Source organism: Peribacillus sp. NJ4 (assembly GCF_030348345.1).
In the GTDB taxonomy this organism is placed as follows: Bacteria; Bacillota; Bacilli; order Bacillales; family DSM-1321; genus Peribacillus.
In genome coordinates this window covers 2,891,166-2,915,369 of record NZ_JAUCFQ010000001.1, presented here as the reverse complement: position 1 = coordinate 2,915,369, position 24,204 = coordinate 2,891,166, and the positions used below count along the sequence as shown (strand labels likewise).

Genomic DNA, 24,204 nt, shown 5'->3' with positions numbered 1-24,204 from the left:
CATAAAAAAAGTGAAAGACACTACCGGGATTGGGAGTGTCTTTTTTGATGGTATGTATAATAATAGCCGCATTCTTAGCATATATGGATATCGCCCGTGAATATTATATCTATTAGACCCATCTCTCTCATACAGATTCCTTAACACCCTGTATGAGAATATGGAACAAATATTAATTTTCGGATTCAGAACAAGTTATTATTTTTCGGACTTGTCACCTGCAGGTTGGCCTGAAGTTTTTGATTCATTGGAATGTTTGACGCCTTTACTTACATATGGTTTTGCGCTTTTTTTCTTGTTGGCACCCGTTTTCCAACGATTCCAGCCCTTCTTGCCCGTACCTGTGCCCGTACCTTTACCCGTTCCACTCTTAGCCTTAGCTTTACTCATGAAATCACTCCATTACTATTGTATGGTTAGTATAAACCATTTTACTTGATTATTACCCAAGTATGTTGAAATATACAGGAACCAAGGTGATATGTACAGGGAAAGGCTCAAAATTTTTAATCCAATCTTACAAACCAACAACAGCAAGGGATTTGCTGGATGGAACTTGTATATAATTGGTTTGCTGTGTTTCCTCAAAATAAAAATGAAAGTGAAATAAAGTAACTTTGTGCATCAGGGGGATGAACATGGTCCTTGCTTCACTTTATCGATATGGATCTCGATTTCGTCAGTAAAATGCTAATCCCAATTTTTTTGCAAATGGTCAAGTAGTGCATGAAAGTCAATAATACAGCGCCCGTATTCATTCCTAAAATGATGCCTCCCATATTAAGAGAAGCTTGAGACCCAAGGATATACATCATTAAAAATGCAACGATATGGGACCAAACTGTATGGATGAAGGCATCTTTCACTAAGCCCAGGCCGATGAGGTAGGCTTGCATTGGAATGACAAAAAAGTGAAAAAGGAAATAAGGACATAATAATTTTAAATAGTATGCGGCAGATGTTGAAGAAAAAAAGAGGGAGGTCAAAGGTTCCGCAAAGAAATAAATGAAGATCACGGCTGGAACTCCATACAATACGGTAAAAGACATCGATTTTTGCAATAAAACCCTCAATTTTTCCTTATCCTGTTTCTTGTAAGCATTCGAAACATTCGGAATGAGCATGATCATTAAGGAATGCGCGATAAAGGCCGGAAAGAAGCCGATTGTCATCGCAACCCCAGTGAGCATCCCAAAATGCTCTGTTGCCACGACCGCACCGAATCCTGCCGAGAGAAGGGCCGTATGGATCAAAAAAGGTTGAATGGCATTTGTTATGGCATGAAAGATCCTTAACCCCATGGTGGGCAGCGAAACCGCCAATAACTTTTGCCGTGCATGTTTACCGGTCGTTCGCGAGTTCGTACCGCGTTTCATGATTCGCATTTGAAGAATCAAAAGGTTGATCAAGTATAGAAAAACGAGGAACTCACTGCCAATTAAAACAAAAAAGGCCATCAAAAGTGACTTTTCCTGGTTAAAATGAAATAAGTTAAAGATGAGGAAAAGCAAACCAAATTGAATGATATCTTTCAAAAAGTTGGATAAAGCAATCTTCCCCATTTGCTGGACACCCATGAAATAACCTCTTGCAATCGATGAAAATGCAACGATTGGGATTAGTGTGATGAGCAGCCATTTAATATAGGGATGATATTTGTCCATTATGGATGAGAAGGAAAGTATGAAAGGCATGACCACACACATGACCAACACGACGACAGCAGCCATTTTAAGTGCATGAATGATAAGATTATAATGCATGGTCTGTTTATTTTCTGCGACGAATTTTGAAATGGAAATATGTAATTCAAGGCTGGCAATCACATATATTAAAAAGAAAATTGGCAATATGGACATATAAAGCCCCATGCCCTCTTCCTGTAATTCCCTGGCTAGGATCATGTTCACTAAAAATTCGATACATTCACCAAAAAACGCTGCGACAATCAAAATGAGCGTTCCCTTATAAAAAGACTTCATGTTGGCCCACTCCTAACAAGGTGTTTGTATAAAGATATGAGACATGCCATGGAATATTCATAAGGAAGTCCATATTGCGGGGGTACATCATGCAGATATGGCTATGGATATACTGATTATGGAAGATGGAAAATTAAATCAAACAAGGATGGGAAATTGGATGAAATCGATTGGTTGAATGAAATTTCTTATGGGGATCATCATCAGAAGACATCATTCATGTCATGGTTTGTATTCATTTCTTGATTTTAGGTTTTTACACTGATAAAAAGAAGATAAGTCAGGTTCCCTTTTGGCAATTGTGTCAGATGAATCATGATCATGAAACATTAGCTGCTGCTTTGATTTTCACTTTGTAATTCATGCTTTATTTTGCTATCCTTTAGCAGAGGGGTGATCAATATGAAATTCACATCTATTAGTCAATCAAATATAGATGAATTGTGCATTGCGTTTGAAAGTTGTCTTACGAAACATGACATTACATTTAAGTATGTAGATATGACCGAAGAGAACGGTATCATATCGTTTATTTTTTGTAATGACCCGGAAAAGGCGAGATCGGTCGAATTGGAAAGTGAACGCTTCATCGGATTGGATACGGATTACATAGCCAAGGAAATTTTAGAGCCAATCCTTCCTAGATTAAAAGAATATGCACAAAAATAAAATCATCTTAATCGATGATTTTATTTTTGTGATGCTTGTTAAATGTCATAAGATTCATTCTATAGCTTAATTCGAGCTGAATTATCCATGCGTTAAAACTGAAATGTAACTTCCTATTATATGCTTTTAATCATGGACGGGGTTATAATAATTTTTTTTGAGCAGAAGGGTATAGAATGGGGAACTGATAGGAATGATTGATGACTATCATTCGATTGCTACACAGGTGATTAGGTTGGGAAAATTGAAATACCGAGATTAATAGTGGTTAAGTATAAAAAATACCCTGGGTGTGAAAACATCCAGGGTATTTCTTCTTTAATGTAGTGTTGCATACTTTCTATCGGAATCGAAGGATGAAAAGCGAATGCTTTTCATCGTTTTACTCTTTTCCGCAGCAATCTGGATAAAATTAAATGACCATTTTTTTACCGGCATTTAATTGGACTTCCTGTGTTGGAGTTTCTGCTTTCTTGTTTTTCTTCACTTTAAAGTGATAAACCGCATAACAACCAAGGAAGAATGCTCCCCCGCAATAAAGGGCCATCCGCTGCTCAGGAACAAACGCCAGACTGATCATGACGATGCAGTTTGTTGTTAAAGCAAGAATTGGAATGAACGGGTATAGCGGTACTTTGAATTTCAGATTTTCTACCTTTCCTCCTTGGCGGGTATATGATCTCCTAAAAGCAAGAAGACAAGCCGATATGGCAATCCAGCCAATTTGTGCCCCTAATCCTGCAAGGGAGAGAAGAAAGACAAACACTGTTTTTGCAGCTACTACACTTGAAAGTAAAGACAAACCGGCAATTGCCAGGGTGATAAGCAAGGCATTAAGCGGAATCCCTCTCTTATTTACCAAACCGAGCTTCGGACTTGCCATTCCTTCCCTGGAGAGCGAGTAGAGCATACGTGTCGCAGCATAAAGACCGGAGTTTGCCACTGACAACAGTGCTGTAAGAATGATAAAGTTCATGATGTCAGCTGCATACGGAACTCCGATGCTATCTAGTACAACAACGAATGGACTTTCAGCAATTCCAGCTTTTTCCCTTGGAATCATCGCTGAGAGTACAGAGACAGAAAGAACAAAGAAGAAAAGGGTTCTCCAAACGGTTTGTTTGATGGATTTAGGTATGACCTTTTCCGGGTTTTCACTTTCACCAGCGGCAATTCCGATTAATTCCGTTCCTTGGAATGAAAAGTTCACTGTAATCATTGTGATTAGTAGGGCTGATATCCCATTAGGGAAAAGACCTTCACTGAAAAAGTTGGAGAAAAATGGAGCTTCTTGTCCACCTTTCATATCAATAAGACCAAACATAGCAGCACCGCCAACTATGATGAACAGAATGATGGCCAATACTTTTATGCTTGAAAAAACAAACTCCGATTCTCCAAATGCCTTTGCTGATAAGGCGTTTAGTGAAAATATGAGAAAAGCAAAGATTGCACACCACATCCATACTGGTGACTCAGGAAACCATCTTTGCATAAGCTGTCCTGCTGCCAGAAACTCCAAGGCAACTGTAACGGCCCAACCTAACCAGTAAAGCCATCCTATTGCAAAGCCGGTTCCAGGACCGATGAATTTTGTCGCATATGTCTGAAACGAACCGGAAACAGGCATGGCAACTGATAGTTCACCTAAACAAAGCATCGTTAAGTACATAATGAAGCCGCCGACTATGTAGGAGAGGATAGCACCGATGGCCCCTGCTTCATGGATGGTATAGCCTGATCCAATGAAAAAGCCCGTACCAATACATCCCCCTATTGAAATCATAAATAAATGTCTTGCTTTCATGCTCCGTTTTAATTCATTTGGTTGATTTTCTGTTGTTTTCATTGAAAAACTCCTTTACCTGATGGGTGCAAACGGTTTCATTTATGTTTGGACGTTTTTAGGGAATTTGTGTGTTTTTTCATTCACAATTCTAAAAGCTTCGGTTTTGAATCTCAGGTGTTGTCGAATTCCCCCGGAAAAGAGATTACTTCTGCAATAAACATGAGTCAATAAACATAGGTACCTATGCAGAATTAATTTCGATAGCGTCGCTTAATAAAGAAAAGGAAGCCAAGCGTCAGGAAACTAGGGATGTAAATTGAATCATGTCGATCATCCGCCAATGGGGAGAGAAGCACCCTGATGAATTATGGACTTATTCCAATGGAGCATCCATGTAAAGAACTCTCTCTATAATTCTATCAATCACTGTCATCTCAATAGAGTTCGACTATTTTACTTCAGCCAGTAAACCAGGATTGATAAGGTGATCTTCCGCTCCATAAAGTAATTTTTCCCCAAGTAATGAGCCCATTAATGCGACAGCAACTTCAGCCGTTTTATTATGCTCGTCCAATATTGGGTTTATCTCTACAAACTCTGCAGATGTAATGATGTTAGCTTCAGCCAGCATTTCCATGGCAAGATGACTTTCACGGTAACTAATGCCTCCCATTACAGGCGTTCCTACCCCTGGTGCATCATCTGGATCAAGACCATCAAGATCAAGTGATAAATGTACAAGATCCGTACGTTCTTTTAGATAAGCAATCGATTCTTCCATCACTCTTGTCATACCCATTCTATCAATCTCATGCATGGTAAAAACTTTAATTCCTTTTTCCTTGATTAACTCTTTCTCACCTTGGTCTAAGGAACGGGCACCAATAATGACAACATTCTCTGGTTTGATTTTTGGAGAATATCCGCCAATGTTAGTCAATGCAGGGTGGCCAAGGCCCAAACTTACTGCTAGGGACATACCATGTATATTTCCTGATGGGGAAGTTTCAGCTGTGTTTAAGTCGCCATGTGCATCATACCAAATTACCCCTAAGTTATCAGAATGCTTCGCTAAACCAGCTAATGTGCCGATAGCTATGCTGTGATCTCCCCCTAATACTAAAGGAAACCGATTTGATTGGATGACTTCATCCACTTTTTGACTCAATTTTTCATTACCTTCTGCTACATCCTGCAGATTCTTTAAATTTGTGTCGCTATCACTTTGTGCTCTTTCTTGTATTTCTACTTTAATATCACCTTCATCACGGACAGTATAGCCAATGTTTTCAAGTCTTTCACTCAATCCTGCATATCTAATGGCACTAGGCCCCATATCCACTCCTCTTCTAGTTTGACCAAGGTCCATTGGAACACCAATAATTGAAATTTCCTTCTTCATGTATAATTCCTCCTTCGATTTTTCTTCCCTAGTATAAGGGTAAAAGGATAGATGACTCAACTCGACATTTTTTTGAATATTTATACGATTGGGAAAAGGGTAAAAGTCTTGGGTAAAAATTCCTATTTTTGATGATTCATGAATATAGAATATTACCATGTAGGGTATAAGGGGAATTAAGAAAACTGCGATAAATACTTATAAAACCTGGAATTGTAAAGATTTTTATCCCAGGAATGGAAGTAATAGCGCTACCAATCAGAAATTTTCGCCAAGGATGATTCAGTAGGTATGAAATATAATTTACTAGATACATTTATTCAGGAAATGGGGCAGTTTCTTATATAAAACATGGAAGGATTGTTATTTTCATATAAAAAAATTTTTTTCTGACCAGAAAAACGGAGGGCTGTTCGCCAAACTGAGGTTACACGGGAAGAGAAACATTATCACATTTAGCCCAAAACTGTCGGCAAATTCAATGTATTTTGGACATTTCCAGTATGGTTTTTGTCTGGTGGGCAATAGCATGAAAAAAAGACGATTGGAAAATCAAAGATATTTGCGACAAAAAAATAGGATAGTTTGGTATAGAAAAAAGCCATATTGAAACTTAGGGGGTGTTTCCAGAAACAAAAAAAGGTAAAGAGCAGCAGGCTATGAATGTTGCTCTTTACCTTTTTTTAAAACAATCTGAAGGTTTTAAAATGATTTACTCCATTCCTCATCTTCGAGAAGCACACCATTGGTGCTGATATATTCTACAATCATATTTCCATGTTTAAGCACCCCATCTTTTTTTAGGGCAGTGATAATTTCAGTAAATCGGTCTTCATCTGCATCCTGTTTTTTACGTGAAAGGGTAATCCGAATGGTTGGGGCAACTTCGTAATCTTTATAGCTAGCTGCTTTATTTGGATCAATCTTTAATTCTTTGCCGATCCTCTCATCAAAAACCAAGAGTAATTGATTCGAATCACCTATTTCTTCTTGAATCTCTTCCCAATCATCACTTTCAGCAATATCTCCCATATCCTTGGATATCAATACGTCCCCCAGTTCAGTTTCTATATAAGGCCTTATTTCTTTTTCAGCATCATCTTGCCATTTATCAGATATGAATGTGTCCTCCATTTCCCCTGTTTCCTCATTAAAGAAAACTAAAAATTGAGTACCATATTTTTTATGTTTCACTTTAGCTGCATAGTCAAAATAGCCCCAGTTACCCATATTATCGTATAGGACATCATATATTTCCGTTCCATCTTCAAAGTTTTTCTCTAAGTATCGTTCAGCTTGATGTTTAACCTTCTTTTCTTCATCAAGATCTGCTTTCATGCTCTGTGTGAATGAAAACACAAGTATCACGACACCGGTCAAGATAATTAAAAAAACACCTAGTAAAGTCAGTAAAATCTTTTTTGTTTTGCTCAAGGAACACCCTCCTGTTATCTCTGCTTTCTTTCAATATTTCCCATATTTAGTCTAACATTTGCCTAGCTTATTTAACTATTGAAATTTAGAAATCTGGCTTTAATTTAAGGAGCGAACCTTATCCAACTGCGAAATCAAAATGACCTGCCCTCTACAATATCGGGATACTTTGTTACAATAATTAAATGGATAGTACCCTAAAGGGAGAGATTTACTTGGAAACCTTTCAAAGAGAAATCAATCATAATCGAGAAGAATTCAGAAAGATGAGGTGGAAACAGCATCGTTTAAAAGTTACAGGGTTATTCGATGCCGCCTTTTCGAAAAGAGAGAATGTTGATAAAGTGGCGATAGTTGGTGCAGGCAATTGCGATGATTTGGATATTGAGTATCTGGCAACTAAATGCAACTCCATATATTTATTTGATATTGATATGGAAAGCATGGAAAAGGGTACTGAGAATTTGCCTGAACGGACTCGGGAAAAAATTCAACTTGTTGAAATCGATGTAACAGGCCTCGACAAAATGGGGTTTGATCACCACCTATCTTCCATGCTGAAGCGTGGTGAAAAGGCAGAGGGAATCATTCAGTATATAAAGGATACCGAGAATCGGTTAAGTCAGCTTTCTGACAGTATTTTTGCTGATTATCATAATGGTTTTGATATCGTGGCAACCTCCGCCATTTATACCCAACTTTTTTATAATTGGACTAAGGAACTGCTTTCTGATTATGGTAAACAATATCAGAAAAGAGACGCAGAAGAGATAAAGAATGGATTTTTAGATCTTAGGGATGAGATAGTATGTACGTTGAATCACTCTATATCTAAATGTATCAAGCAAAATGGATTCTATATTACATGGACTGATATCTTAAAAATGGAACCCGAGTATATGGATACCATTAATGAAGGGCTGAATGCCATCTTTGCCTTAGCTTCAAACGTGGGTTATGGGGCAGCATTGATTGGGATAAAAACTTTTATTGAAGAAGTGGATAAAAGTGAATTATCCCTTCGATATTGGCTATGGGAATTTAATGCCAATAAACAGTATTTGACGATTGGCATTATTGGGAGATTGAATGGGTTGTAAAATAATTGAAAAATGGAAAGGATAGGTAAGCATATCAGCGGCTGCACCTATCCTTTTTTTGATTGGTGAAATTCCCCCTAAATTCTATCATTCCTAATCTAAAAAACGTGAGTAAATGGGGACTAAAAGTCATAAGAGGATAGACATAATCATATGAAAGGTATAAAAAAACGATAAAACTTTTGACTATTTGTCTAATGAATTCATAATCTGGGGTGGATATAATGAATCTATTAAAAACGGAATATTCCAATAAGTGAAAGTGGGAGACAGCAAAAGAAAAGGAAATGATACGAGTAATGAGGGTAAACAATAAGGAAGGTGTGAGTGTTTGAAAGCTGATATCGTGTTCATAAACGGCGAGGTCATAACAGCTGATCAAAAAAATTCAGTTGCAGAATCCTTGGCAATTAAAGGAAATAGAATCTCGGCAGTCGGAACGAATCAGGAAATCAAGGTTTTTATCGGAGAAGAAACAAATGTGATTGATTTGCAGGGAAAGTCATTACTTCCTGGGTTTATAGATTCTCATAAAGCAGGTCTGGTACGAAAATAGGGACGGTTCAATCGATTAGCGTAATGAAAGCCATTAAACTATACACTTGGAATGGCGCGTTTGCGAGTTTCGATGAGGATGTCAAAGTCAGCATAGAGGAAGGGAAGCTGGCAGATCTAGTAGTATTGAATGATAGTATTTTGAAGGTTGATCCTCAAAATATTAAGGATTTAAAGGTTGAATCAACGATTCTGAATGGAGAGATTCTCTATCATAGGGAATCATTAGTGGAAATATAATCTAGAGTATCTAGTAAACAACCAAGACTTTCACTATGATTTTTTTGGATTAAGCGAACAAATGTTGAATTTTTAGCAGGTTATCTAAAAGGGGGATTTTCGCTATGAAAAAGCAAAAATTATTAATTAATGGTGAGAGGCTGAGTCGTACACTCGAGAAATTCGCGGATTATGGACGCACAGAAAACAACGGAGTCACACGGTTATCCCTTTCCGAAGAAGATCGATTAGTCCGTGATTACTTTTGCGCTTGTTGTAAAGAATTGGGGATGACCATTAAGGTTGATGATATGGGGAATATTTACGCTACTTTAGCGGGAATTGAAAACAAACCGCCCATTGTAATGGGGTCACATATGGATACCGTTAAAAAGGGCGGGAGGTTTGATGGGATCTTGGGTGTAGCTGCAGGCTTGGAAGTCGTGCGGACTCTGGTGGAAAATAATATCCAACCAAAAATTCCGGTGATGATCGTCAATTTTACGAACGAAGAAGGAGCCAGGTTCGAACCTTCCATGATGTCATCGGGAGTTCTTTCAGGGAAATTCGAAAAATCAATCATGCTGCAAAAGACGGATAGTGAAGGAACCACTTTCGAAAGCGCCTTGAATGCCATTGGTTATGCAGGGGATAAAGAGTCCCGTTTAAAAGAAGCGACTGCATTTCTAGAGTTGCATATCGAACAAGGGCCCATTCTTGAACGTGAATCATTGACGATCGGTGTCGTTGAATGTGTCCTTGGAATGGTTTGCTATGAGATAGAAGTTACTGGAGAATCCGATCATGCGGGAACTACCCCGATGAATATGAGAAAGGATGCTTTTTTCACGGCGAATAGCTTGATTATGGAGGCCCGTCAGAAGCTGGGCATGCTTGATGAAGATTTAGTTTTTACAATGGGAAGGGTAAATGTGTTTCCTAATATCCATACGGTCATCCCTAATAAAGTGATTTTTTCGCTAGAAGCGAGACATAAGGATTCCAAGGTCATCGAAATGGTGGAGGAAGTCATTAAAGGCCTTACGACCACAGGTTCAGAAAGTGGCTGCGACATCCAAGTGAAAAAATTATGGGACAGGGATACCGTATGGTTCGACAAATCGATTTGCAATTTGCTTGAGCAATCGACCCATTCCTTGGGTTTACCATATAAAAGAATGGTAAGCGGGGCAGGACATGATGCTCAGTTTATAGCTAGTTATATACCGACTGCCATGGTTTTCGTCCCAAGCATCAACGGTAAAAGTCATTGTGAAGAGGAACTTACTACTTGGGAAGATTGTGAAAAAGGCGTCAATGTAATATTGGAAACGGTTATTGCCATACAGTCCACTTAAGATGAATATATGGTTGGTTGAAAGCAGGAAATGACTGGGACCGAAGGATGCTATCAAACCATCGGCTTAGTATGAAAGTCAGCTAATCTGATGGTGATGCATCCGTGTTAAAGAAGCTAAATTGGGGAGGGTATAAATTGAATGCCATTAAGCTATTGCTTTTGGTTCCATTTATAGGATTCTTAGGTTTATTGCCGGAACTGTCGATATCGACGAACTTTATGAAAATCGAAAGAGTGGTACAGCAACCACTTTCAAGGATCGCCATCGACGAAAAGATATCTTATGAGGGCTGAATTAATTGATTGGAAAAAATATTATTAATATAATAGTGTCCCAGACTGTAGGCAAACTCGAAGAAAAGCGGGTTTGCCTACAGTTTTTTTAAAAATAATAACGTTATAGTTGATTTCAGAAACCCGCTCCCTTTCCGCCGACTGTCTGCCAAGGCTCCTCGCCGCAAGCGTCTGCGGTGTCTCGGCTAGCCAGTTATTCGGCAGAAGTGTCGCAAATTTCTTCAATTATGGTAATAATCCTCGATGTGACCACTATGCTTTCGGAAAATGGAAGCTGTCATTGAAGTGGGCACTCAAGTGTTAAGCACGTGATTCGCTCAATACTGGTCCAAGAGGAGACTATTCTGCCAACCTTTTGTCGAAAAACTGAGATACTATTAATTCAATAGTATCTTTCATCTTTTATCTCCCAATTAAATATAGAACGGAAGGAATCATGCTAATCTAGTTTAAGATTGGCAGCATAACCTTCCGTATAATAGTGTGAAGATGGGTATTTATCAGTTAATGACATGTGTTTAAAAGGACTTGGGCTGCGTATTGGCCAGAACTTTTCAAGTCTCTTGCCGAAGGAGTTGGGAATTAACTTAATATACTAAATATATTGTCAAATGCATGTTATATATATTAGAATATAAATAACCATTTCATATTGTAATAATATAGATAGTCACCCTATTTATACCTGTTATGATGTCTGTAATGGCAGGAGGCACAAATATTATGTTTCATCAGAATACAGTATATATCGTTGGCGAATCGAAGGCGGCTTCTAATAACCCAATTACGCAGCAATTCAACTGCTTTTTTATCGGGTTCGTCATTGATAATGATACACATGAAATAGTAGATGTGGAATGCTCGACTACGATATCGCTTACATCGCGGTTCATTCATTACATGTTAGTAGGTAAATCCATACTTCAACCCGATGAATTGGAGAAAGTAATTGAGAAACGTTACTTTGGTTCATCTCAGAAAGCACTGACCGTCGCTCTAAGAAATGCGAGCATTAAATATCAACAACTTTATAATTTATAGCTGCTTCTTTTGTTATTCGCGATTGAAATCCAGCTGTTAAAGAGTGTATGCGTACTCTTTGGCAGCTGGATTTTTTTATGTGGGGCTATGTTAGACTCTGTCGGATTTTAATTCTTCTTATTGGCTTTTTACTGAAGATGAAAATCACATTTTAGTTTAATGGAACCACCTGAATATTAGGAGGTATGGGAAATGATTCAAGATGGCGTGATGTTTGTCTGTTTTTTAATGGCATTTACTGCCGTGATTGCAGTAGCGGAAAAAAAGATAGGGGGAAAGTTCTTCAAGTATGTACCTGGTATTGTCCTAATTTATATTGGAGCGGCTCTGATGAAAACTTTTGGAGTTTTTTTTACAGTGAGTCAGTCGAAAGTGCATATGGCACCATACGGGGACTCCTGCTTCCTGCCATGCTGATGCTCATGCTTTTGCAATGCGATATGCGTAAAATAATCAGACTTGGACCAAAGATGCTTTTAACTTTTTTTGCCGCTTCATTCAGCATCATTGGAGGGTTCACCCTTACTTACGTTTTAATGAATGGCTTCTATGCGGAAGGAACATGGAAGGCATTCTCGGCTTTAAGCGCCAGCTGGACGGGGGGATCTGCCAATATGGTGATCTTACAAGGCATACTCGAAGTTCCTGAAAATATTTTTGGTTATGCGTTGATCATGGATACAGTCAATTATTCCATTTGGGTCATGTTCTTGTTTTGGCTGGTGCCTCTTGCTGGAAAATTCAATATTTGGACTAAAGCGGATACATCGTTCATTGATCAAATGACTTCCGAGCTTGAAGCGGGGGAAACCACAAAAACGGAATTTGGATTTGTGAAATTGATCGGTTTCCTGGCGCTGGCTTTAATTGTATCAGCAGGGGCAACCAAAATGGGGGAAAGGCTGCCAGTACTGGGTGCCGCAGTGAATGCGACCACTTGGACGATCATCATTGCATCGACAATAGGTTTAATTCTGGCTGTCACAAAGGTTGGCCGTATTGCCGGTTCCATGGAAATTTCCAAAGTCATGCTTTATATAGTCATTGGTTTAATTGCTTCCCATGCCGATTTTTCACAGCAGTTTCAGGCGCCTGTGTATATTTTATCCGGATTTATGATTCTATTCTTTCATGGGTTGATCATGGTCATTTTAGCTAAAATCTTTAAGTTGGATCTATTCACTATGGGAGTTGCCTCATTGGCGAATATAGGAGGGGTGGCATCAGCCCCAATATTGGCTGGTGCATTCAACCGTGCCCTAATACCGGTCGGAATTTTGATGGCTGTACTTGGCAGTCTTCTGGGTACCTATTTTGGAATTCTTACATCATATATACTCTCAAGCTTTTAAGGAAGGGTTGTTAATATGAAGATTGAAAGTTTACAAGTATCAGTGGAAATTTTGCCACTTGTCAAGCCGTTCAAGACTGCATTACGTACAGCTATGGAAATTGAAAATATCATGGTTTCCGTGAGGTTGGAGGATGGAACGGAAGGTTTGGGAGCTGCAGCCCCCACGGTTGCCATCACAGGTGATTCTACAAAAGGAATCATGACTGTCATTGAAGAAGTGATCACGCCACATCTAATCGGCCGCGACATCGAGAATATCAATGCATTGTCTCAACTAATCCAACGATCCTGTGTAGGCAACACAAGTGCAAAAGCCGCTGTTGAAATAGCTTTATATGACGCAGTCAGCAAACGATGGCGGCTTCCTTTATATCAATATCTGGGTGGTAAATCGAATGTCCTGAAAAATGATATGACAATCAGCGTTGATGAACCTGAAGAAATGGCAAAGGCGGCATTGTCCCTCATCGATGGCGGATTCTCAACAATGAAGATAAAGCTGGGGAAAGACTGGAAGAGTGACGTGGAGCGGGTTGCCTGCATTCGTGCTGCTGTTGGCGACCAGGTCATTATCAGGATTGACGCAAATCAAGGGTGGACAACAAAACAAGCGATTTCCATCATTCATGAACTCGAGGAAAGAAAGCTGAACGTTGATTTGGTGGAACAGCCAGTGCAAGCCCATGATATCGAAGGATTGAAAGAAATAAAGAGGTCTGTCCAAGTGCCGATAATGGCAGATGAAAGTTTGTTTTCCCCTCGTGATGCCATGAGACTCCTGAATGAACATGCTGTTGATTTCCTTAATATTAAATTAATGAAAACAGGAGGAATTCGACGGGCACTTCAAATCGCGGATATGGCAGAAGCAGCAGGGGTGGAATGCATGATCGGCAGTATGATGGAATCATCCGTGAGCGTAGCCGCCGCTGCACATCTGGCAACCGCTCATCCAAATATAACGAAAATCGATTTAGATGCACCATTATGGATTAAGAATGAACCATTTGAAGGCATTGAATTTAGGAAAGATCAACTCCTCATAGCCGAAAAACCTGGACTCGGAGTCAAGAGGAAATCCTCTTTTACTCAATAAAACTATTTTGAAAGGGTGATTATTTTGATTAGACGAAAAAGGTTAACCGTTTTAGTGCTATCTTTCTTTGCGCTCAGTATTTTAGTATTAAATCCCAACGAAGCCGGCGCAAGAGAACAGAAGAGAATTGCCTATGTGGATGTAACTGCTGCAACTCTTTGGACGGAGCCGGGTTTATTAAGGGAATTGGATGCCCCTTCAGCATCGAACCCCGTTGATTTGAATGCATGGATCAAATCCATGAATTATGAAGACAAACTGTGGCTTGTGGGTAACCTGGAGACACAAGCGTTATATGGTTCTAAAGTGACCATTCTAGAAGAACGGGGTGAATGGGTGAAAGTAGCTGCTGCCAATCAGCCTACGCCCCGTAATGAAGCAGGTTATCCAGGCTGGATGCCGAAGGGGCAATTGAAATTAGGAAAATCCTTCGAGAAGCAGTTCAATAGAGGATTTGCCCTTGTAAATGCTCTAAAGACTTGGCTTTATTCGGATTCGAAACATCGGTCGAAATTCATGGAGATCAGCTTCAATACACGCCTTCCGTTATTACAGGTGAAAAAGGATAAAGTGAAGGTGATGACACCAAGCAATGGAGCAAAATGGATAGAAAAGAAAGACGTGTCCGTCTACCGAGACGAAAGTCAAATTCCAGTTCCAACCGGTAAGGACATCGTAGAAACAGGAAAGGGATTTTTAGGGCTTCCTTACCTATGGGCTGGAATGTCCGGTTTTGGATTTGATTGCTCTGGTTTTACCTATACGATGTACCATGCTAATGGAATAACGATTCCAAGGGACTCCTCCATTCAGGCGCAACATGGTAAAAAGGTGGAACCAGAAGATCTTCAACCAGGTGATTTACTATTTTTTGCACATGATAAAGGGAAAGGAAGAGTCCATCATGTGGGAATGTATATTGGTGACGGAAAAATGATCCATTCGCCAAACAGCTCAACACATGTAAGGATAGATGAAATAAAAACATCGGGATACGGAGAGGAATATGCCGGAGCAAGAAGATATATCGAATGATTCTTAATGATACACAAACTCTGGTAAAAATGTTTTGAAGATAGATTATTATTTTGATGGTAAGAATGATCGAAAAATCACTATTGAAGTCTATGAACAAGAGAATGGTTGGTTTAAAAAAGATGCATCACTAGTGTTCCAAGTGCCGTGGTGTTGAATAAAGGCCTGTTGAGCAGTTTAATTGAGATGCAGTAAAAAACCTCTCAATAAAAAAACTCTTTTTTATTGTCTACTTGACAGGATAAAGTTAAGATTATCCCCAAAAAGCATGAATGTTGTTAAAACATCATTCGTGCTTTTTTTAGCGTTTTACACTTCGGAAGGGGGCAGGATTAATATACTGAAATCTTTTTTGATAACTTACACTTGTTTACCCTATTTGTTTTTTACGAGCTTTGTCTTTGTGAAATTTATCAGTACTTTTGTTGTGTGAATAGTTACCAATAATACATTCGGCATCATTCATAGAGTAATATATATATGGAACAGAGCCACCAACAACACCTGCAGCTGCATAAGCTCCACTGTAAGGGGCTTTTTGTAATAATAGATAAAATATGCTGCAACACCTACTTTAGGAACCGCTGTTATATGTTTTCTAGCAGGTGGTTTAATTGGAGAATAAAAAAGTGGTTAAAAGAAAAGTGAACCTTAAAAAACATCAGTGGGGTGGCAATAATTGCCACTCCACTGATGTTTTTCTAATATAAAGCTTTTTATAATTATTTTACTATAATATTAAAGTGGTATAATCGTAACTTTTTAACCTACCTACTTGATGGTATCAAAAAGCCGTTCCAAATCCTTATCCATAATGAAAACTTCAATTCTTTCGCCAGTTTTAGTGCTTATATCACTGTGAGAAGAAAGAACCTTACAACCAGTATGATCTTCAACTATTTTTTCATAATCCTTAGTGTACATTTCACGAAGTAGTGAACGCATTTTTTTTACCAGTTTTTTGCCGGAATTGTGACTCACAAGGTGCTTTTCCTCAACAGTAAGGACACCCTTGAAACGGGTTATCAACATATCATTGATTATATAAGTTTTAGTTTCCTGAGGTCCTCTTCCTATCAATTCACGCTGGAACTTAATGAACGCTTCGCTTATTTCAGCCTCAATCCTTTTTTTTGTATTTATCATAATGCCTCCAGTTTATCTGACGAATTTATGGGATTTATCATAATGCCACGTCTAAGTTCCTGTCAATAACAGTTTGTAAAACTTTAGAAAAAAGTGAAAAAGTTAGTATATTTAAGAAATATAGCATTTTTGCTGATGAAATGGGTAAATATCGTCTTAAATGATCAGAAATGGAGGTTTTTAAAGATTAATAAGAGTTTACAAACCTTGAATGAGGGGCGTACAATAATCCTCATGAAAAACAATTTGATACCGGCCAAATCTCAAGTGATTGAGAACGGAGGACCCACTATTCATGGGGTTAATTCTGCATTTGCAGAAGGGATGAGATACTCTTTCGCCATCCTACCCGTCAGCTAACTTCGTCGGCTAAAGCGAAGGAGGTCATAAGACCACCTTGATTCAGGAGGCTTTTTTGTTATGTCATAGCAAAATGGCAACCTGACATTTCCGTAGGTCTTTTTATTATGCCTATAATTGAAAAGGTTTCTTGGAAGACGGATCGTGGAGTAAGCTCTATGGCTTGCTGGGCGTTAAATAGACCAATGATTACTTTTTCTCCAACAAAATGTTTGTTTCTGTATATCTTTCTTTTTCTGATGCGTTCATGACGCTGTAGGACGGAGATTGGATTTGTGCAGGGCTGCAAACTAGGGGAAAAGTAACCATTGGTCTATTTTTTTATGCCTTAACCGACGTCTGCCTGAGAAAAGGAACAGTGATAAAGGTCCAATATCATAATCGAAAGGTGAACGCTAATAAAGACATTTAATGGCTGGGCGGGAAGGGAGAAGAAAAATGGATATTATAGCACTTTCATTAATGGCTACACCGTTTATCCTCTTTTTAGGATTCATTCATTTCTGTAATAAAGTCATTGCAAAGGGAGAGTAGAGAAATGTTTTTAATGATCATCGTCGGAGCGGTTACGTTGTATTTAATACATGCCTTAATATACCCGGAAAAATACTAAGGGAGACTAACGGAGGAGAAGGAAATGGATCTAGTGCAAATCGTTGCGGTACTGGCAGTTGCGATTATCTTAGCCATACCATTGGCTAAATATTTAACGGATGTTTATTCCCTTGAATTAACGAAACAAGATCGGGTGTTTGGAAGGATGGAACGGTATATCTTTAAACTATCCGGCATTAACACGGTGGATATGAAATGGCAGCAGTACGCCAAGGCACTGCTAATGAGTAATTTAGTGATGTTCTTAGTCTCTTATATTATCATTCGCTTCCAAGGGGGGTTACCAGGCAACCCCAGCAAGATAGACAACATGGAACCATTGTTGGCATTAAATACCGCTGCAAGCTTTCTTACGAATACCAATTTACAGCATTATAGTGGAGAATCGGGACTTTCTTATTTATCTCAAATGGTAGTAATCATATTCTTGATGTTCACGACCCCAGCTACCGGCATTGCTTTATGTATGGCTTTTTTTAGAGGATTGACAGGTCAGCGGAGCCTAGGAAACTTCTATGTGGATTTAATCCGTACGATTACTCGAGTGCTGCTACCATTATCGATTTTTATTGGTTTAGTCTTAGTGTCCCAGGGGGTTCCGCAAACATTTAGCCCTACGGCAGTCGCTACAACATTAGAAGGAGCCACCCAAAATATAGCAAGGGGACCTGTAGCGGCACTAGAATCCATTAAGCACTTAGGAACAAACGGAGGAGGGTTCTTTGGGGTCAACTCAGCCCATCCGTTTGAAAATCCTAATGGTTTCACGAATGTCTTAGAAATATTATCCATGTTCCTAATACCAGCTGCCCTTCCGCTGACGTTTGGGTATATGGCGAGGAATAAGAAGCAAGGCTGGATCCTATTTTCAGCAATGGGATTCATGTTACTTCTCTTCTTTAGCATTACTTATTTTAATGAGAAAAATGGCAATCCAGCATTAGAGGAAATAGGCCTTTCGCAAGAGGATGGGAGTATGGAGGGGAAAGAGGTTCGTTTCGGGGTGGCCCAGAGTGCATTATTCACTAGTATAACTACAGCTGCCACCACAGGGTCGGTAAATAATATGCATGATACCCTAACACCGATAGGAAGTGTAGCACCACTTGCAATGATGATGGTGAATTGTGTATTTGGCGGAGATGGTGTGGGTACGGTCAATATTCTCATGTATTCCATATTGGCTGTATTTCTTGCCGGACTGATGGTGGGACGTACACCTGAGTTTTTGGGTAAGAAAATTGAAGGCCAGGAGATGAAGTTAATAGCTATAGCGATTCTTCTCCACCCGTTGATCATATTAGTTCCATCGGCCATTGCATTAGCGACACAAATGGGTTCAGCAGCAATTTCAAACCCGGGCTTTCATGGCATTACTCAAGTCGTTTATGAGTTTACCTCTTCAGCAGCCAATAATGGTTCCGGTTTTGAAGGTTTAGGCGACAATACCCCTTTTTGGAATGTTTCCACTGGTTTAGTCATGTTGTTCGGACGTTATTTTTCCATGATCGCCATGATTGCCGTCGCAGGATCATTACTTGTAAAGAAGCCTGTTCCTGAAACAATAGGAACTTTCAAAACGGATAATGGTACGTTCCTTGTCATTCTTTTAGCCTCGGTTTTAATTATTGGAGCTTTGACTTTCTTTCCAATAATTTCACTTGGACCGGTTGCAGAATGGCTTACGATTAGATAAATGTTGAAAAGGGGCATTTCAAATGAGAATAGAGCGAATAGCAAGTTTAAATAAGAACCTTGTTTATGAGGCAAGTAAAGATGCACTCAAGAAATTGAATCCAAAAGTTATGGCTCGCAATCCAGTCATGTTTGTAGTTGAAGTGGGGTTTGCCCTTACGCTTCTTCTGTCTATATTTCCTGCGCTTTTTGGTGGAGTGGCTGATAGGGGGTATAACATTGCAGTATCCATCATTTTATTCGTAACGATCATTTTTTCTAATTTTGCCGAAGCTCTTGCAGAGGGACGCGGAAAAGCGCAAGCCAATAGTCTCAAAAAGACAAAGCAGGATACTAAAGCAAGGTTAATCCAGAAAGATGGATCAGTAATAATAGTCGATGCCTTGCAATTACGTAAAGGCGATATGGTTTTAGTGAACGCAAACGATTTAATACCGACGGATGGGGAAATCATCGAAGGAGTGGCAGCCATAGATGAATCAGCGATCACGGGAGAATCAGCTTCTGTAATAAAAGAACCTGGTGGGGATTTCAGTTCTGTAACAGGAGGTACAAAAGTCATCAGTGATTTTATCAAGGTTAAAGTCAGTGCAGACCCTGGTGAATCTTTCCTGGATCGGATGATCAATTTGGTCGAAGGAGCTAAAAGGCAAAAAACACCGAATGAAATCGCACTCGGCACTCTGCTGGTTAGCTTGACCATTATCTTTTTACTTGTTTGCACCACACTGGTACCGATTGCGTCCTATATTCAAGTTACCCTTCCAATCGCGACCTTGGTAGCATTACTGGTTTGCCTGATCCCCACAACAATCGGGGGCTTACTCTCAGCCATAGGAATAGCGGGTATGGATAGGGTAACACAATTCAATGTAATTGCGAAGTCTGGAAAATCGGTCGAAGCGGCTGGTGATATCAATACGATCATCCTTGATAAAACAGGAACCATAACACATGGTAACCGCATGGCTTCAGCCTTAATACCGGCTAGCGGTATATGTCAGGAAGAGCTTAATCAATATGCCGTATACGCATCTTTACATGATGAAACCCCTGAGGGCCGCTCTGTATTGGAATTCGCCAAAAAAAATGGGTTACCTGAAAAAATGCTGGATAAAAACGGTACCGAAGGAATTGAATTTACGGCGGAAACCAGAATGAGCGGAACGGACTTTTCTGATGGGAAAAGGGTCAGAAAGGGTGCAGTTGATACGATAATGAAATATATAGTGCATCAGGGAGGAAAAGTGCCTATCGGATTAAAAGACACTTGTGATGAAGTGGCTAAAAAAGGAGGTACTCCACTGGTTGTCACAGAAGGAAACCGTATACTTGGCACAATATACTTGAAAGATACTGTGAAACCAGGCATGAAGGAACGATTTGGTGAATTAAGGAAAATGGGTATTAAAACCATAATGTGCACCGGGGATAACCCGTTAACAGCTGAAACCATCGCGAAAGAAGCAGGTGTCGATGATTTTATTGCCGAGGCCAAGCCAGAAGATAAAATCTCTGTCATCAAGCGGGAACAAGAGGAGGGCAAGCTTGTTGCAATGACTGGAGACGGAACAAACGATGCTCCTGCATTGGCACAGGCAGATGTAGGTTTGGCGATGAATACAGGGACAAACGCGGCGAAAGAAGCAGCAAATATGGTGGATTTAGATTCAGATCCCACAAAAATCATCGAAGTGGTAGCGATTGGGAAACAGTTGCTCATGACTAGGGGAGCATTGACAACCTTTAGCATCGCTAATGATGTAGCTAAATATTTTGCGATAATACCGGCCATGTTCATGTTGGCGATACCTCAAATGAAAGCCCTGAACATTATGGGATTGGCGACACCCCAAAGCGCCGTATTATCAGCTTTAATATTTAATGCCATCATCATTCCGTTGCTAATACCTTTGGCGATGAAAGGGGTTAAATATGTTCCTATGAGCGCTACAAGATTGCTGACGAAGAATTTGACCCTGTATGGATTAGGCGGAGTGTTAGTTCCCTTCATTGGTATTAAATTGATCGATTTGCTACTAGTCGTGTTAAGCATGTCTTAAAAATATAAATTAAGGATGGTAATCCATGTTAAAAAACTTACGTTTGGTTTTGGTGCTTCTAGTCATATCTGGAGTGGCCTATCCGTTACTTATGACAGGGCTAGCACAGTTGATGATGCCTGCAAAAGCAGAGGGCAGTTTAATTAAAAATGAATCGGGTGAATTGATAGGTTCCGCAATGATCGGCCAATCCTTTAAAGAACCCGGTTACTTTCAAGGTCGTGTTTCTTCTATTGAATATGATGCGGCGGGTTCAGGTTCGCCAAACTTTTCTCCTTCAAATGAGAAGATGATAGATCGGACAAGAAAAGACATTTCGAACTTTTTAAAAGAAAACCCTACTGTCGATAAAGCAGACATTCCATCTGACTTGATGACGAATTCGGGATCAGGACTTGATCCCAATATTTCCCCTAATGGAGCGAAGGTACAGGTTCCTCGTATAGCTCAAGAAAGGGAATTATCTGAAAAAACAGTATATCTACTCGTAGAAAAATATACAAGCGGCCGGTCACTTGGAATTTTTGGTGAACCCCGAATTAATGTTTTGGAGTTGAATATGGCATTGGATGAATTAAAATAATTATATTTTGGAGGGTTTAGACGACTCTCCTTTTGAAATAGAACAATAATGGAGGTGTTAATTCTGTCGGAACAATTTCGAAGGAAAACACCAGATGAAATTCTAGAGTCGATTTCCAATATCAAAAGGGGAAGGCTGAAAATCATACTTGGAGCTGTAAGCGGTTCAGGCAAGACCTACCAGTTGCTTCTTGAAGGAAATGAAATGAAGAAACGTGGGATTGATGTAGTTGTCGGGGTAGTCAACAATTCCTGCAGTCCTGGGACAATTAAACAATTAGGCAGTCTTGAACTTATATCAACTATAGAATGGGAGCGAAATGAACACGTAGAACAGGATCTTGATTTAGATAAGATTTACAAACGCAATCCGGAGGTTGTTTTAGTTGATCGATTGGCTCATGAAAATCATCTAAATTCAAAAAACGCCACCCGATTGGACGACGTTATGGAATTAATCAGGAATGAAATCAGTGTCATTACGACGATAAATATTTATGAGTTGAAAGGAGTGAAGAAAGTCGCAGAACAATTACTGAATCTTTCACTTCACGTAAACGTTACACTTCCAGAAGATACTTTGACAAAGGCTGATGAAGTACGTTTATTGGATGTCACCCCTGAAGCCATATTAAAACGTCTGCAAAAAGGGGAAATCGGTAAAAAAGACGACGAAGGGCCGTTACAGTTTTATAACAACGGAAATCTAGCCACTCTTAGGGAATTGTCACTTCGGTTTTTAGCGGAAGAAGTTGAAGAGGACCTGACTGAACACAGGGAACTAGAAGGGTTAATGGGGCCTTCAGGTGCCACGGAACGAATATTGGTCTGTGTACAATATCATTGGAATGGCTCCATATTAATAAGAAGAGGAGATCAGATTGCCAAGCGGTTGGGCGGTGAGCTTATAATCGCCAGCTTTATCACACTATCAAAAAAACTATCAAAAGAGGAAGAAATCTTTAAAAGCTCCATGCAAAAACTGATCAATAAATTAAATGGAAGTTTTATTGAGATTACAATGAAGGGAGACGAAATAGCAGAAGAAATAGTTGGATTCTCCATGCACCATCATATAACTCGAATTATCCTGGGCCAATCCAAAAAGCCAGTGTGGGAAGAAATGGTCAAAGGTTCCATAGTCAATAAAATATTGAGAAAATCCAAGGGCATTGATGTTTATATTGTGGCAGACCGAGTAAAAGCACTTGGTGAGAGAATCATTCCCGCAATCAAGACGGAAAAAAGGAGGGAAAATCCTTATCGCAGGCTCTCGCCCGATGAAATGCATGATAAAGTCGAAAGGGTGAAAAAAGGGACATTTAAGATTTATATCGGAGCTGCTCCTGGTGTTGGGAAAACATATACAATGCTAAGGGAAGCAAATCACCTGAAAGAAAATGAAATTGATATAGTGATTGGATTATTGGAGACACACGGGCGTAAAGAGACAGCTGCCCAAGTGGGAAATTTAGAAATCATGCCAAAAAAAATTGTTCCATATAAAAACGTATTATTGGAGGAAATGGATCTAGATTCAATTATCATTCGGAATCCTGAAGTAGTCCTGATAGATGAATTAGCACATACGAATGTACCGGGAAGCAAGAATCAAAAAAGATATCAAGATGTAATGACCATTTTGGAAGCCGGAATTTCGGTTATTTCCACCATGAATATTCAACATATAGAAAGTTTGAAAGATAATGTGAAGCAAATTACAGGTGTGTCCGTAAGAGAAACAGTACCCGACAGCATTCTTCAATTATCGGATGAACTTGAGTTGATCGACATCTCACCACATGCGCTCAGGAAAAGGATGGAGGAAGGTAATATATATGCCATGGATAAAGTGGAACAGTCCCTTAGCCATTTCTTCAAGACACAAAACCTTATAGCGTTGAGAGAACTTGCGCTCCGTGAATTAGCAGATGATGTGGATGACAGGTTAGAGTCAATGAAACGTAAGGAAGGAGTTAGGGGACCATGGAGAAAAGATGAAGTGATTTTTGTCAGTGTCAATCTTAGAGCAAATGCTGAGCGTTTAATTAGAAGGGGGTTTCGCATAGCCTATCGTCTTAAAGCGGATTGGTATGTTATTTTCGTCAAACATCAAAATGAACTGCAAACTGATGAAAAGGTGATACTAGATAAACTGGTAAGCCTTACACAACGCTTAGGAGGCGTTTTTGAATTATATACAACGAGGGATAGACGATCAGTGGTCAATGAAATCAAGAAACAATTACATGACAAAAAAGCATCACAAGTCATTTTAGGACAATCAGCAAGAACGAGATGGCAAGAAATGATGGGTGGATCTATTGCAGTTCGTCTACTAAGAGAAGCTAGACACCTGGATGTTTTGATCGTAGCTGATTAAATCTCCAGGAGGTAGTTATTTTTTTTGAAA

The 24,204-nt window shown here is 39.4% G+C and carries 18 protein-coding genes, 3 pseudogenes and 1 riboswitch; of the genes and pseudogenes, 15 read left to right on the top strand and 6 right to left on the bottom strand.

The window, feature by feature from the left end; genetic code table 11:
* Positions 1 to 198: 198 nt before the first annotated feature.
* Positions 199 to 390 (bottom strand): DUF3934 family protein, encoded by a 192-nt coding sequence (locus tag QUF94_RS14480; protein WP_289316470.1) that lies wholly within the window; start codon positions 388 to 390, stop codon positions 199 to 201.
* 260 nt (positions 391 to 650) lie between these two features.
* Entirely contained in the window at positions 651 to 1,982 is a 1,332-nt protein-coding gene (locus QUF94_RS14475; protein ID WP_289316469.1) for an oligosaccharide flippase family protein, read from the bottom strand.
* A gap of 43 nt (positions 1,983 to 2,025) precedes the next feature.
* Between QUF94_RS14475 and QUF94_RS14470 the strand changes: the two genes are divergently transcribed.
* On the top strand, positions 2,026 to 2,160 hold the full coding sequence (locus tag QUF94_RS14470) for a hypothetical protein (RefSeq protein ID WP_289316468.1): 135 nt from the start codon (positions 2,026 to 2,028) through the stop codon (positions 2,158 to 2,160).
* A gap of 224 nt (positions 2,161 to 2,384) precedes the next feature.
* Positions 2,385 to 2,651, top strand: a complete 267-nt coding sequence (locus QUF94_RS14465; RefSeq protein WP_289316467.1) for a hypothetical protein — start codon at positions 2,385 to 2,387, stop codon at positions 2,649 to 2,651.
* 412 nt (positions 2,652 to 3,063) lie between these two features.
* Here the strand turns inward: QUF94_RS14465 and QUF94_RS14460 are convergent, their stop codons facing one another.
* The 3 genes from QUF94_RS14460 to QUF94_RS14450 form a co-directional block, all read right to left on the bottom strand.
* Complete coding sequence (locus tag QUF94_RS14460; RefSeq protein ID WP_289316466.1) at positions 3,064 to 4,500, bottom strand: amino acid permease; 1,437 nt, start codon at positions 4,498 to 4,500, stop codon at positions 3,064 to 3,066.
* Positions 4,501 to 4,888: 388 nt separating this feature from the next.
* A complete protein-coding gene (gene rocF, locus QUF94_RS14455; RefSeq protein WP_289316465.1) occupies positions 4,889 to 5,842 on the bottom strand; it encodes an arginase in 954 nt (317 codons plus the stop codon).
* A 702-nt stretch (positions 5,843 to 6,544) separates the two neighbouring features.
* Positions 6,545 to 7,276 carry a hypothetical protein gene (locus QUF94_RS14450; protein WP_289316464.1) on the bottom strand — a complete coding sequence of 244 codons (732 nt, stop codon included), beginning with the start codon at positions 7,274 to 7,276 and terminating at the stop codon, positions 6,545 to 6,547.
* A gap of 215 nt (positions 7,277 to 7,491) precedes the next feature.
* Between QUF94_RS14450 and QUF94_RS14445 the strand changes: the two genes are divergently transcribed.
* From QUF94_RS14445 to QUF94_RS14405, 9 genes and pseudogenes are all read left to right on the top strand, one after another.
* Complete coding sequence (locus QUF94_RS14445; protein WP_289316463.1) at positions 7,492 to 8,376, top strand: hypothetical protein; 885 nt, start codon at positions 7,492 to 7,494, stop codon at positions 8,374 to 8,376.
* Positions 8,377 to 8,707: 331 nt separating this feature from the next.
* Positions 8,708 to 8,908: pseudogene (locus tag QUF94_RS29075) on the top strand (amidohydrolase); the annotation flags it as partial.
* A 2-nt stretch (positions 8,909 to 8,910) separates the two neighbouring features.
* Positions 8,911 to 9,171, top strand: a pseudogene (locus QUF94_RS14435) (amidohydrolase family protein); the annotation flags it as partial.
* A 104-nt stretch (positions 9,172 to 9,275) separates the two neighbouring features.
* On the top strand, positions 9,276 to 10,508 hold the full coding sequence (locus QUF94_RS14430; RefSeq protein ID WP_289316461.1) for a Zn-dependent hydrolase: 1,233 nt from the start codon (positions 9,276 to 9,278) through the stop codon (positions 10,506 to 10,508).
* A gap of 137 nt (positions 10,509 to 10,645) precedes the next feature.
* Positions 10,646 to 10,804 carry a hypothetical protein gene (locus QUF94_RS14425; protein WP_289316460.1) on the top strand — a complete coding sequence of 53 codons (159 nt, stop codon included), beginning with the start codon at positions 10,646 to 10,648 and terminating at the stop codon, positions 10,802 to 10,804.
* Positions 10,805 to 11,527: 723 nt separating this feature from the next.
* On the top strand, positions 11,528 to 11,845 hold the full coding sequence (locus tag QUF94_RS14420; RefSeq protein WP_289316459.1) for a DUF3870 domain-containing protein: 318 nt from the start codon (positions 11,528 to 11,530) through the stop codon (positions 11,843 to 11,845).
* Positions 11,846 to 12,037: 192 nt separating this feature from the next.
* Positions 12,038 to 13,197, top strand: a pseudogene (locus QUF94_RS14415) (DUF819 family protein).
* A 15-nt stretch (positions 13,198 to 13,212) separates the two neighbouring features.
* Positions 13,213 to 14,295 (top strand): dipeptide epimerase, encoded by a 1,083-nt coding sequence (locus QUF94_RS14410; protein WP_289316458.1) that lies wholly within the window; start codon positions 13,213 to 13,215, stop codon positions 14,293 to 14,295.
* A 24-nt stretch (positions 14,296 to 14,319) separates the two neighbouring features.
* Positions 14,320 to 15,330 (top strand): C40 family peptidase, encoded by a 1,011-nt coding sequence (locus tag QUF94_RS14405; RefSeq protein WP_483313658.1) that lies wholly within the window; start codon positions 14,320 to 14,322, stop codon positions 15,328 to 15,330.
* 771 nt (positions 15,331 to 16,101) lie between these two features.
* On the opposite strand, the gene QUF94_RS14400 is transcribed toward QUF94_RS14405, so the two are convergent.
* Positions 16,102 to 16,476: a Na-translocating system protein MpsC family protein gene (locus QUF94_RS14400; protein ID WP_289316457.1), complete on the bottom strand. Its 375-nt coding sequence runs from the start codon at positions 16,474 to 16,476 to the stop codon at positions 16,102 to 16,104.
* Positions 16,477 to 16,720: 244 nt separating this feature from the next.
* Positions 16,721 to 16,862: riboswitch (cyclic di-AMP (ydaO/yuaA leader) on the top strand.
* Between the two features lie 611 nt (positions 16,863 to 17,473).
* On the opposite strand from QUF94_RS14400, the gene kdpA reads away from it, so the two are divergent.
* The 4 genes from kdpA to QUF94_RS14380 are packed head-to-tail and all read left to right on the top strand — an operon-like array spanning position 17,474 to position 24,174.
* Positions 17,474 to 19,147 (top strand): potassium-transporting ATPase subunit KdpA, encoded by a 1,674-nt coding sequence (gene kdpA, locus QUF94_RS14395; protein ID WP_289316456.1) that lies wholly within the window; start codon positions 17,474 to 17,476, stop codon positions 19,145 to 19,147.
* Between the two features lie 22 nt (positions 19,148 to 19,169).
* On the top strand, positions 19,170 to 21,209 hold the full coding sequence (gene kdpB, locus QUF94_RS14390) for a potassium-transporting ATPase subunit KdpB (protein WP_289316455.1): 2,040 nt from the start codon (positions 19,170 to 19,172) through the stop codon (positions 21,207 to 21,209).
* Positions 21,210 to 21,234: 25 nt separating this feature from the next.
* Positions 21,235 to 21,792 (top strand): potassium-transporting ATPase subunit KdpC, encoded by a 558-nt coding sequence (kdpC, locus tag QUF94_RS14385; protein ID WP_289316454.1) that lies wholly within the window; start codon positions 21,235 to 21,237, stop codon positions 21,790 to 21,792.
* A 48-nt stretch (positions 21,793 to 21,840) separates the two neighbouring features.
* Positions 21,841 to 24,174 (top strand): histidine kinase, encoded by a 2,334-nt coding sequence (locus QUF94_RS14380; RefSeq protein WP_289316453.1) that lies wholly within the window; start codon positions 21,841 to 21,843, stop codon positions 24,172 to 24,174.
* The last annotated feature ends 30 nt before the right edge of the window (positions 24,175 to 24,204 follow it).